At 32.2% G+C, this 12519-nt stretch carries 14 protein-coding genes; all 14 read right to left on the reverse strand.

Going from position 1 to position 12519, the window contains the following annotated elements:
* Nucleotides 1-268 precede the first annotated feature (268 nt).
* Nucleotides 269-3145, reverse strand: a complete 2877-nt coding sequence (locus ACQH2P_RS02170; protein WP_425362805.1) for a hypothetical protein — start codon at nt 3143-3145, stop codon at nt 269-271.
* A 455-nt stretch (nt 3146-3600) separates the two neighbouring features.
* Nucleotides 3601-3723, reverse strand: coding sequence for a hypothetical protein (locus ACQH2P_RS02175; RefSeq protein ID WP_425362806.1), 123 nt, complete (start codon nt 3721-3723; stop codon nt 3601-3603).
* Between the two features lie 63 nt (nt 3724-3786).
* Nucleotides 3787-5001, reverse strand: coding sequence for a hypothetical protein (locus ACQH2P_RS02180; RefSeq protein WP_425362807.1), 1215 nt, complete (start codon nt 4999-5001; stop codon nt 3787-3789).
* A 202-nt stretch (nt 5002-5203) separates the two neighbouring features.
* The gene (locus ACQH2P_RS02185) at nt 5204-6040 is read right to left on the reverse strand and encodes a tetratricopeptide repeat protein (protein WP_425362808.1); all 837 of its coding nucleotides are present in this window, start codon (nt 6038-6040) and stop codon (nt 5204-5206) included.
* A gap of 326 nt (nt 6041-6366) precedes the next feature.
* The gene (locus tag ACQH2P_RS02190; RefSeq protein WP_425362809.1) at nt 6367-8217 is read right to left on the reverse strand and encodes an AAA family ATPase; all 1851 of its coding nucleotides are present in this window, start codon (nt 8215-8217) and stop codon (nt 6367-6369) included.
* 590 nt (nt 8218-8807) lie between these two features.
* Nucleotides 8808-8957 (reverse strand): hypothetical protein, encoded by a 150-nt coding sequence (locus ACQH2P_RS02195; protein ID WP_425362810.1) that lies wholly within the window; start codon nt 8955-8957, stop codon nt 8808-8810.
* A gap of 401 nt (nt 8958-9358) precedes the next feature.
* Nucleotides 9359-9706: an IS630 family transposase gene (locus tag ACQH2P_RS02200; RefSeq protein WP_425364081.1), complete on the reverse strand. Its 348-nt coding sequence runs from the start codon at nt 9704-9706 to the stop codon at nt 9359-9361.
* Nucleotides 9707-9911: 205 nt separating this feature from the next.
* On the reverse strand, nt 9912-10286 hold the full coding sequence (locus ACQH2P_RS02205; protein WP_425362811.1) for a helix-turn-helix domain-containing protein: 375 nt from the start codon (nt 10284-10286) through the stop codon (nt 9912-9914).
* Nucleotides 10279-10539 carry a type II toxin-antitoxin system RelE family toxin gene (locus tag ACQH2P_RS02210; RefSeq protein WP_425362812.1) on the reverse strand — a complete coding sequence of 87 codons (261 nt, stop codon included), beginning with the start codon at nt 10537-10539 and terminating at the stop codon, nt 10279-10281. The genes ACQH2P_RS02205 and ACQH2P_RS02210 overlap by 8 nt, the downstream gene beginning before the upstream one ends.
* Nucleotides 10540-10612: 73 nt before the next feature.
* The gene (locus ACQH2P_RS02215; RefSeq protein ID WP_425362813.1) at nt 10613-11242 is read right to left on the reverse strand and encodes a conjugal transfer protein TraW; all 630 of its coding nucleotides are present in this window, start codon (nt 11240-11242) and stop codon (nt 10613-10615) included.
* Between the two features lie 42 nt (nt 11243-11284).
* On the reverse strand, nt 11285-11482 hold the full coding sequence (locus ACQH2P_RS02220; protein ID WP_425362814.1) for a hypothetical protein: 198 nt from the start codon (nt 11480-11482) through the stop codon (nt 11285-11287).
* Nucleotides 11482-11619: a hypothetical protein gene (locus ACQH2P_RS02225; protein WP_425362815.1), complete on the reverse strand. Its 138-nt coding sequence runs from the start codon at nt 11617-11619 to the stop codon at nt 11482-11484. The genes ACQH2P_RS02220 and ACQH2P_RS02225 overlap by 1 nt, the downstream gene beginning before the upstream one ends.
* Nucleotides 11620-11666: 47 nt before the next feature.
* Nucleotides 11667-12074, reverse strand: a complete 408-nt coding sequence (locus ACQH2P_RS02230; RefSeq protein WP_425362816.1) for a PIN domain-containing protein — start codon at nt 12072-12074, stop codon at nt 11667-11669.
* Nucleotides 12065-12343 (reverse strand): antitoxin, encoded by a 279-nt coding sequence (locus tag ACQH2P_RS02235; RefSeq protein WP_425362817.1) that lies wholly within the window; start codon nt 12341-12343, stop codon nt 12065-12067. Before ACQH2P_RS02235 ends, ACQH2P_RS02230 begins: the two co-directional genes overlap by 10 nt.
* Between the last annotated feature and the right edge of the window lie 176 nt (nt 12344-12519).

A 12519-nucleotide genomic window follows, 5' to 3' on the forward strand; every position in this document is an offset into this window, starting at 1 on the left:
TTCACCATTTGGTTTCGGCTCGAATGTTTCGCTGTCTACGCTTCACCACTGTTGTTACCTTCAGCAGTGCAAGACTCGCTATATGGTGGAGCTAGCTTCTCCTTCCATAACAGGACTTTCACCTGTAAGACTAATGCACCTTTTCTTGGCACACACACAATCTTTCTGATAGACCCAAAGATTTTTAGAAGAAATCAAAAAAACTAGTCTCTGGAAGCCTTATATCTACAGGGATACAGCCTTATGCCACATTCCTACATAAATGTTGCTAATTCCCTTCCTCTTCCCCTAGACAATCAACGTTAAAGTCATTTGGGTCGTAATCAGGATATATATCAAGACTTTGTTGCGGTTTATTGTCTTCTTGATGCTCTGATAAATAATCTGAGTCAACCATTATATTCTTTACAGATGTGGAGAAAAGTTCTTTTATGTCAGAATGATTTGCTTGCTTAACAAAAATAATGAGTTTTTTCCCTTCTGGATTAATATAACAAACATTATTGTTATGTAATCTACCATCCTGTGTACAAATTTTAACCTCATAAGTACTGCCAACATGTTTGATGCCATTTTGATCAAACGATTTATTGACATAGCCTTTCTCCATAGCTTTTTTATAAAACTCATATTGTTGCAGGCCTTTTAATTTATCATCAATAATACAATATTTACCATATCCTAGATCAGCAATTTCACTATTTTTAGTAGAGTATACTTTGTCACCAACTTTCCAGGAAAAATAGTCTTGTTTATTAAGGTTAAAATGATTATCTAACTTTCTTTTCTGCTCTTGATAAAACTTATGAGCAGCTTTTTGGTATATTGCCACTTTATCTACTGGCTCTGATACTGTAGGTAGATTACTAGATTGATGCAAGTTCTTGTTGTCAGCTACACACTCCTTGATTTCTTCATCAACTAAATCTTGTATTTCTGGATTCTGTTGAATTTGTTTTTCAATTTGTTCTTCATTTATTTCGCCAAGTAGAATATTAAAAACGAGATAATACGATTGTATATCTAAGTCGGGGCTTAGTTTTTCAGCGAGAGCAAGATGTTTTTCTATAATAGATTTATGTGACTTAATATCTTGTGCTATAAAATTTAAGGCTAATTCCAGATGTAAATTGCTAAATGCTGTATTTAATTTGCTAAAAGTTTGCTTCATACTTTCATATCTAGTCTCTGCTTTGCAAAGATATTCAGCTGCGACTTGAAATTTTTGATGTTTTATAAAGAATATGACAGCTTGTACTAAATCTGTACTATCCTGTGCGTCCAAAGAAAAATGTTTTCTTCCTTCTTCATAAGATAAATTTAAATACGAGGTACTAAAGACTATGGTTAATTTTTGTTCATCTTGAGCTACCAATGAAACTAATATATTTTTACAAACTTCTAGAGCTACAGATTTAATAGTGTTAGAAGATTGTAATTTATTAATTTGTTCCAGATGCTCCTGCACATTATTTCTGGTAATCTTGCTTTTTATAATGTTATTAAATAATTCTCGTCTCTGATCTAACGTTTGATTAAGATTTTCATCCTCTTGTTTTGTAGACAAAATATTAAATATCTGATCTATTTCTGTTGAAAATTCTGGATGATTATTAAAATTATTAATAATCATTTTAATATCTTCTATATGATCCCAAATATCTCGTTTATTTATCAATTTTAGATATTGTAAATGATATTTGATAGCTTCAATATTATTACCAAATTTAGTATAATATGAGCCCCTATTCCAGTAAGCATTTCTGATAGCATTGATAGTTACATTATTCTGTTGTTCTATCTGTTCAGTGTTTAATTCCCCTATGTTTTCTTCTATTAATGAAATGGCATTTTTAGTATAAGAATCTATTAACTCAAAATTATATTTTCCAGTTGTATTCAAGAGATTAGCACTTAATTTATTATATACTTGGACTTTGTTTATGGGTAATGTTGTGTAATTAACTAATATCTTCGCTAATATAATGGAACCGTCTTTAATCTTATCAGCGTTCTCCGATAAAATGTTATAAGTATTTTCGATTCCTTCGTTAGTTTGGTAAAATAAAAATTTTGTGGCTTCTTTTTGTAAGGCAAAATCTTTAGCGCCAATAATTTTATGGTTAATTAATATTTGAATATCTTTTTGAATCTTTAATGATAAAACACAATCTTTATCTTCTTTATCTAAACTGCAACGAAATGCAAAAAATGTAATTCGTTCTGATATATCGCAATTATATAGAAAACTCTGATTAAAAACATTATTAATAGAATTAAATTGGCATACCTTTTGATCGTCATTCCGATTGATGTTCTTAAAAAGATCAGAAAATTTATTTAAAAATAGTTTTACATTATTTTGATTACTGAAATCAAATAATGTGTAGAATAATTCAATGAATTTATTTTCAAAGATACAAGCTCCTTTAAGCTTAGCTAGATATTCTGTTACTTCATTTTGATAATATCGTTGCACAGAAGGTTTACACCCATTGTCTAGAGTTGATTTCTGTATGGTTTTTAAATTTTGTTGTAATTTTTTAGGAAAATTTTCACTAAAAATATCATATAGGCTGTAATTATTACCTTCATATTTTATGGTCTTCTCAGTTAAAGCGTCTTTAAAAGTAAATTCTTCGTTGGTTTTATGTTCCAATAAATATTCTATTAATTTACCTTTGCCACCAGTTGCAAATAAATTAACTAGAATTTTATTAAAACTAATAAAATTATCTAATAAAAAATCTTTAATGTTTAATTTATTATCTGAGAATAAATATTGTAAGATATTTATTAGATTATCTTGATTATTTTTGGTAACAGAATAAAAATGCTTTTTAACAATATTCAGAATATTTTGCTTTACCGTACTGTTATCCATTGTTTGAGATAATTCTTCAGGTTTAAAATATTCTTTTGGCTGTGGGAATAAGGATTTCAAAATGTTCAAGCTTTTTGGTTCAATAAAAGCATAGTCTAACAATTTTAACAATACTAATCTCTGGGAATCTTTTGAAAGATTAACAATGTAGTCTCTACCCTTGTCATAATCTCTGCTCTTCATAATGTTACCTATTGAATATTTTAAAAAAGTAGAAGAAAAACCTATATCCGTAACAAACGGATATAAATATCTGTTCATTATATATGGATTACCCAGTAATACAAGAAATAAATAATATTTACTAGTGCTTAATATATAGACTCTAATACTAATTATCTTTCAATATAGAATTAACAAGGTATAATTAGTATTACCTTTCTGCCAGCCCTTCGCTCCACTCCCATTACGGAGTTTCATCACTACTACAACTGACTCAGCCATCCTTACACCATCTCCAAAGCCTTATGTTTTGGCATTTGTACTTTGAATACTTACCTTACAGTAAGAGTTATAGGGACTTCCCAAGTTGTGTCATTAATCTCTACAAACTCGCTAACGCCTGAGACCCCGGTGGTTGAAAACTTTTGGATTTGCTAGGTTGACCTCCTGTTTTCTTTTGTCTACTATGCTGTGTAACACATCGACTCCCACTACCACAAAAATTTCGGGGCTATCACGTTCACCATTTGGTTTCGGCTCGAATGTTTCGCTGTCTACGCTTCACCACTGTTGTTACCTTCAGCAGTGCAAGACTCGCTATATGGTGGAGCTAGCTTCTCCTTCCATAACAGAACTTTCACCTGTAAGACTAATGCACCTTTTCTTGGCTCACACACAATCTATATTATAGACTCGATAAAAATATCATACCTACTACTATGTATTTCTTTGTTATATTCTTATGTACCAAAGTAATCTAAATGATAGTCTTCCGTATGACCAATCACCACATTTCCATGATTTTCTTGTATTTTTTGCACAATCCAATTATAAGTCCCACTACTTACTGGTAGACTACATACTTTACCATGATAAACAGTTAAAACAGGCCAATCGGGATTAGTAGAAAGCTTTGGAGTATTGGGTACGGTCATTTTTTCTAGTTTACCACTATGATCATAATTAATTACTAAATATGCTGCATCTTCTGCTGCCATTCTAATACCATTTGGCTTACTACAAGCTAGTTGAAGCGTAGTTTCACCTTTTAGACTATCAGGTAGCATAATTGATCTGTATTGTTCAATTTTTACTATATTGTTACTATTTACCTTAAAGCATATAGAAGTAGGTATCATCTTCTCGTACATTATACCACGAGCTTGATCATCTCCCTTAATTTCAATAGCCTTTCCCCAGTTAGTATATCCGAGACCTTTAAGCCCACTACTAGTAGAAGGATGTTCATCCTGAGTTCTATTGTTTTCTACAATAGCCGTAGTAACAATAGTAGTGGTTGCCGGTAATTTAGAAATAATTTTACCTGGCATTAAATGAGTACTCGAACTTGGCTGTGATTCCTCAATAGTAAAATTATTAACTAACCAAGAAAAATTCTCTCCTAATCGTATGTCATTTGAACCAAATAGCCGATTTTTCCATACTCCGATAGAATCTTCTACCGAAAGACCTATGTATAGAAATGGATCAATAAGTAAAACAACACATAGCGTTTTTGCTATACAGCAACAAAGATTCTCATTATCATCATTGAGCTTTCCATTATCATATTTTATTCTATAAAGTATTTTTTCTAATAGCTTTGTTTCTTTTTGCAGTTCTTTTTCAGACTTATTGTGTTTAGCATGAAGTTTTTCATATCGCTTATTGTATATCTCAAATATATAGCTCACATTAGCTGAAACTAAGCCTTTATTACAAGACTCCATAAGATTTGTAATTTCGGTTAAAAGCTCTATATTTTTAGCATCTGTCTTCCCTTTTTCCCAACTGTAAGGTTTTTTATTGTAGAGCGGTTTTTTATAATAATGCTGTTCACTATTTGCACGAATATTTGCCCACTTCTTGTCATATTTTGCTTGTTTTTCACGTTTCTCACGTCTATCACGTTCTGCCGAGTATTGTTCGTTTGCTAAAGTTACTACAGATTTCATAATATTCCTTTTTAAAACTATTTATATTTCACCATACCTTGATTTTAGTTTGCAGACAAGTTCTAACTGGAGGGGCGTATGGTACATATTACAAACCTTAAACCAGTTTAGATTGGAACTTCTACGGATTACTTTAAAGCCTAGTTATTTTAGGAACTAACAAATACAAAATATACTTGCAGCAAAACTGCTTTGCCATCTTTTAGCAGTACAAATTATTTGTTAAATCTATTTCGCCAAGCAGATTATCAATAAATGGTCTATCTACCAAGGGAAAATTGTAAAAATCATGCTCCTCCCCTCTGGTGATAAAATCTTGCCCCTGAGTAGCAGTATTAACCATAATATTACCAATTTTCTTTAAAGCTGCAGCCTTAAAAGTATTATCATGACTTAGACCACATGCGTTGAGATAATATTTTTTGGCTTGCTCAAATAAACCTACAGACTCAAAATACTCAGCTTGCTTGAGCATTATATCAGGATTCTCTTGATCTTGTTTTAGCCATTTTTTAAAACATACTTTTATCTTACATGCATTATTAATTACTTTATAGCAGCCAATCGCCTTAGCATATTCACCCTTGTTTAAAAAAAACTGCCCGAGTTTCTCATATATCTTTGGTTGATAGATATTGGCATCTATAGCTTTTGCATAGTAAACCAATGGTGATTCCTCAGCCCCATCCTTCTCAGCAATACTAGCTAAGCAACTATAGGCTATAGCCTTAAGATTCTTACAGGCAGGAGAGTCTTGGTAATTTGCCAGATATTTTATAGCTTTATGATAATAAGCTGGGTCAGATTGCTCCTCATCAATCTTCAAACTACTAACTTGATACTCAAGATTCTCTGTTACTTTAGTGTGGCAAGCTGTTATTAACTCAGCAATCTTTGTATGATCAGGTAATTCGGCTTTACAGACAGTAGAGAAAAATTTCACATAGTCATATTGCTGCTGTAAGCAATAACCATAGTCTTGTATCTGATGCTGAAGTTGAGAATTATCAGACTCAGCATATTCAGCAAAAATCTCCACTGTAAATTGTAATGAGCTTTTGACCCTCTATTGTAATAAAAATTGACCCCTTGAGAATTAAGAATAAAAACTCCGGAAGTCATATTTTATCTGAGTTACAGTGCGATTAGGCTTAGGGTCAATTCTTATTACAATTTTTGTTCCAAAAGGGTCAAAAGCTCGTTACAATTTACAGTTAAGCCAAACACTTGCTAGCATGCACCAACCAGAGAACGGACTCTCTTCGCATTGTCCCTTAATGTCTACCACAAATAGAGTAATGAATAACACTATGACTTTCCCTGAAGTAAACTTTTAACGGAGTAACGAGTAAAGACAAGCAGACCTTAAGATATATTATCAATTTGATATTCTAGTGCAACTTCTTTACCACAAAAAGCCATAGCAATTTTAATGATTTTCTGAACATGGGGGTGTTCTTTTATTTTAGCATCATATTGTTTTCTCACAATTTGATCGAGGCCTTCTTTTGCAACAGATTCTAGAATATCAGGAGATTTGCATATTTTATATTCAATAATGATAGCATTATTCTGTTTTCCTGCTTTAGGTAGTAACATAATATCAGCTCTACCATTGCCTGTCTCTCTTTCACTTTCTATGATATAGCCAGGAGATAAGGTGTTAATCAAACCTAGCATAAAACCACTATAAAATAGCTCAGCTTTTTTCTCGCCAGTTTGATGAAAACTAGTAGCATTTAGTAATAACTCTTGTAATTTTTCTTTAAATTCTTCTGTTTTACCTGCAGGCAACAAACTAGCAAATGAATAATATAAAGAACTATCCATCTGTAACTTGCTACTCACCCATTGTAATAATCTTGCATTATATATATGTTTTACCTCTTTATTAGGAGCAGATAGTTCATAGATATCCTCTTCTGACTCAATTACCATTGCGTTTAAATAACCGCTAAATAGCAATAAGCTAAATAGTCCTGACCGTGTGTTAATATCACTAAAACTAATTTGTCTAGTAATAGGTGCAATAATACTTTTACCGCTAGCTAATTGTTGGAGATCAATTTGCATTTCATCGGATAGTAATATTTTATCAACCAAACCGGTGCCACCGCTATCTAACCAATAATGATCAAGCTTACCTCTACTATCTAAACATAACATAATTGACCATGGATTATAAATCACCTCACCACCAAAATTATAGCCATTATACCAAACTTTAATTTTTTCAGGAGTCGTGTCAAGCGGTACTTTGGTTAATAACTCATCAACTTCTACTTGAGTAAAGCCATAAAATTTGGCAAATTTTTCATCTAGCAGAGTATATTCACGAACATTATTCAAATCCGAAAATAAATTAGCCTTAGCAATTCGTAATATACCAGTTATTACCCCTTTTTCTACACAACTATTAGTCTTTAGGCTGCTACCAAACATGCCACGGAATAACTCAAGTACTTGCTTAAATTCTTTTGCTTTATCACCAAACTCAATATAAGAACTATTGATTGGTGTATCGTATTCATCGATTAATATATAGACTTTCTGATTAAAATGTTTGTACAGCACTTCACTTAAAAAACGCAAACTATTTTTTAAATCATTCTTCTCAAGTTTCCCATCAAAATATCGGCTTAGTTTTTCTTTTTGTGCATTATCTAATAGTCCTGTATCTTCTGTCACATGACGATTTAAGTAATGATGATTTGCAAATAATTCTATAATTTGATCTTTTACACCTAGTTCTATTTCCTGATAACTACTACCTTTTACATCTTTAAGATTGAGCAGAATCACAGGAAATTGACCTTGACGTTTCATACTACTTGCATTGCCTGCAATTTTTAAAGACTTTAGCTTTTTAGTCTCGTCAAAACCTAAATCTACTTCACCCCCGATAAATAATTTGTTATTTATTCTATTCTCTTCAGGTAAAGCGTTGCCTTTCTCATCCACTTCTATTTCAAAGAACTTCTGAAGCATGTTCATATTCAAACTCTTACCCCACCGCCTTGGTCTGGTGATCAGGATAACTTTACCACTATCCTCTAGCAATTCTTTGATCATCATAGTTTTATCAACAAAGACATCACTATTTACCACTAAGTCATAAAACTCATCCGTGCCTGTCCTCATTTTCGGTGGTTTATTGTTACTGTTCACAATATTAGTTTTTCTGGTTGATATATTATCAGAAAGTTTTACTGTCATATTAATTACATTATTATTAGAAAATAATTATAAACTTTATTAAGGGATAATAGCACAAACAAGCTAGCCCAGCGAGTAGATTTACAGAAAATAAATTTCTTAACATCGTACGTATGGTTAATCTAAACTGTGAAACATGTTTTGAAAATCGGTCACGTGACACCAAGTTTTTCATATGCTCTGGTTTGGGTATAAAATATTATTTTGGTGGCAGCCATTTGATTAATAATGATAGGAATAATTATTAGAAAATCCCTAATATTCACGTAATGTAAGTGTTTGAATAATTAATAATTTTATGTCTATTGTGGTTCTGAAATTGTCCACTACGCCCCGCCATTCGGGACAGTTTGCTACTTTTTGCAATTCTGTGAATGGAAAAGCCAGAACGTAATGCAGGTTACAGCCCTCGAGTGTTAGGTTCGAAAATATAAAATTTAATAATTCCCTTTTTTCATCAAGTGTCGAACCTTTAAAAGTTTCATAGGCGTTTGTACTGATACATATAAGGTCTGCAAGCTTTTTAGAAAGCTTATCATCTACTTTGTCATAACTCTTAATTAGTTCACTTAATTCATATTGTCTTTCCTTTAATTGAGCTTTCTTACGTAAAAATTCTTCTCTATAGTGAAACCTATTGAATTAGGTGATACAAACTTTGTGTCATACCTGCGAAAGCAGGTATCTAGATTCCCGCCTACGCGGGAATGACAACTTACAATAGTTATGTTCTTTATCACCTAATCCTATAGGCATAACTATAGTAAAACTGCCATCTACTAAGAAATCCATCAATCTATCGAGTTTATTTTGAATAACGGTATGCTCTTGTTTAAATTCACCAACTTCACGGTTAAATTCATACGCCTTGCCTTGATTGACATTTATTAAATAATCCATTGTTTGTTTTAGGGCGTGTCATCAAATGAGTTGACATAGTGATATAAATCATTAAGTTTATAAAAAACTAAAGGATTGTTGAAATGCGTCGATTGTAAATTGTAATCATCTATTGCCCCCCTATTGTAATAAACTATTGCCCCCCCTTGACCACAAAAAAAATTAGTTAATTTTGGTTAAAATTCAGATAAAATTCCCTAAAATCATTGGTAATTTTTAATTTATAGTAAAACCTATAGAATTAGGTGACAAAGAACATAGCAATAATTTCAAATAATTTGCTAGTTTCTGTTACCTTATTTTTAATCCATCGTTTCATATTTGCCCAAAACTTCTCTATGGGATTTAAGTCTGGTGAATATGGAGGTAAAAAGATAAGTTTGCAGCCAACTGATTCTATTAATTCCTTTGTCTTCTTTGATTTATGGAAACTAGCATTATCCATAACTACAACCTGTCCTGCTTTTAACTCTTTAATTAAAAACTTCTCAACCCAATTATTAAATAACTCTGTATTGCAAGTTCCATTAAAAACAAAAGGGGCTATCGATTGATTGTTTACCAAACCAGCTACTATAGTGAAACCTATTGAATTAGGTGATACAAACTTTGTGTTAACCTTGCGAAAGCAGGTATCTAGATTCCCGCCTACGCGGGAATGACAACTTACAATAGTTATGTTCTTTATCACCTAATCCTATAGGCATAACTATATCATCCGACCTTGAAGTCTGCCGCCAAGCTTTCCCTTCAAGGTCGAACCTCTTTTGTTATTCATATATCATCCATATTGACTAGATTAATAAATCAATATCTATATCCAATTCCTGAGATATTTTTTTATATAAATCTATATTACCTCTACGTTTCTTATTCTCTATTTGCGACAAATACGCCTCACTAATACCTAGCTGCCTAGCAAGTTTAGTAAGACTATATCCTCGATATTCTCTAATTATCTTAATATTTGATTCATCTCCTAAAACTAATTTTTCACTGATGCTAACCGGAAAACTTTCTTGATTTTCACTCTTTACCTTGATATAGCTATTCAAATCATCTAATTCTTCTAATTTTTCTTTGATTTCCTCATAAGCTTCTATTGATAAAATAACGGCTTTTTTACCATGTGAATCTTCAATAAAACTGATATTATCTAAATTAACCATATACATTACCTCTACTTTGAATTTTAATAATAGTAACTAATAATTTTTGTTCCTCTATCTCATAAATCACCCGATAATTTCCAATACGCAACCTATAAGCCTTATCTGTAGCCTTTAGTTTCTTAATATCCAACTCTACTCCGTATGGATCAATGGCAACTAGCTTTATTCTGTTAACTATATGCGATGCATAATCCTTAGGGATACGACGTAAATCCTTAATCGCTTGTTTAGCAAACTCAATATCATACATAAACTTTATTGATCACTTAATATTAATCAATTATAGCATAATGCTATTAATATAGCACTATAATTCTTATCTATTAGTTAACATTTACCTCGGTGATCTGCAAATATTTGCCTTGCTGCTCAACTATCGCCGGTACATGTTTAATATTAAACTTACTAGTTAAAGCACCAAATTGATCAAAATAGATTTGACGCCCTATTTCCTTGCTAAGTTCTAAAATCTTACCAGCTACCAAGACTATCTTATTTTCACTAGTTTTAATCTCTTCTTCTACTTTTTCTGATGCAATATATTGCCGTTTGAGCCAAGTTAATTGATCCTGGTCAGTACCATCTATAAATGTTAATCTATCATCCCAACTCATATGATCTAGTGGATTTACCTTAGTACCAGCTGGATGTAATAATCGCCCACACGGTAAATACACATCTTGATCTAATGTATAAGTTGGAGCAAAACTATAGCTAATGGTCTTCTGAGTTCTGGTAATTCCTGCAACTGGTCTTGGCTGATTAATAGCCTTTTTTGCTATATCCTGCATTTGCCGCTGGTGTTTGGTTAAATCAAGACCAGCTAGTTTCCGCTTAATCATCGTAACAAAGCCTTCTTCCTTAAAAGTAGTCACTTTCTGATATAGTAGGTCTATATTTTTCTGATTTTCCAGTGACTTTAAGCTATCCTGTGACTGGATTATGTTTCTCATAAATGTTATCTTACTCCTTTGCAATCTGGTTAAACAACCTTATTATCCTATATATTCAGTTATTAAACTAAATGCATTGCCATTTACATGCTGGTAAGTATCAATTACCTTATCAGCAAAAACATCGTTACTTGCTAGGCATATACTGACAATCAGTATAACCACTCCTGTGAATTCCATCCTACCTTGAAGTTTGCTGCCAAGCTTTCCATTCAAGATCGAACCTTTTGTCTGGTTCATTAATAGCTCCTATTAGCTACTATAGTGAAACCTATTGAATTAGGTGATACAAACTTTGTGTCATACCTGCGAAAGCAGGTATCTAGATTCCCGCCTACGCGGGAATGACAACTTACAATAGTTATGTTCTTTATCACCTAATCCTATAGGCATAACTATATAATTGATGATTCTTTTCTGTTAGCTATTTTGTTTCATTTTGTACCTCCAACACTTCCAGCCCTTTTATTCTTTTAAAATCTCGTTCATTTAAAGTGAGTACCGGATAACTATGAGCTATGGCTGACGCCGCAATTAGCATATCATGAATAGTTACGGTCAGGTTCTCGAGAAATAAATTATGAAGAATTTGATTGTAAATTCTTGCTTCCTCAACACCAAAATTTAGTACAGTAATCGAGTTGATTATATGCTCGACAAATACCGATCTTTTCATGCGACGCTCTTCAGTATTTGCCCTACTAACTCCTATTAATAATTCTGTAACAGTAATAGGGCTAATACAAGCTTGATCATATTGCAGCCACTGTGCAAAATTTATTTTGCCTTTTTCCGCCGCTATAATTACTGAACTATCAATTATTAATCCCATTTATTCCCCCAATCTTGTAACTTTAAGGATTTTACAGTATTAATGTCTTTGGCAAATTCCTCTATATCATCTTTATCAAGATGCGGACCATTGCGAAAAAATTCATTTAAGTCTTTTACTGCTATACTATCACTTATTTTAGCCGGCGTGATTCTTGCCACAATGTTTCCTCCTTTTTTAATATCAAAACTTTCTCTCTGATAATGTACGCGTCCAATAATATCAGAAAACGACCGTACTGCCTCTGTTACCGTAATGACTTTTGGCATTAATTCCTCACTCTTTAATTGTTATATTATCATATTATCATATAATATGATAATATCCAATCATCATTCACACTATCATTTTAAGATTGTCCTTTATTTCTGCTCCATAGTTACTTTATTCACCCACCAATGCAAAATTCAGTTATTCTTAAATATTTGTAAATTGTAATCATCTA

Source organism: Candidatus Tisiphia endosymbiont of Hybos culiciformis (genome assembly GCF_964030975.1).
In the GTDB taxonomy this organism is placed as follows: domain Bacteria; phylum Pseudomonadota; class Alphaproteobacteria; order Rickettsiales; family Rickettsiaceae; genus Tisiphia.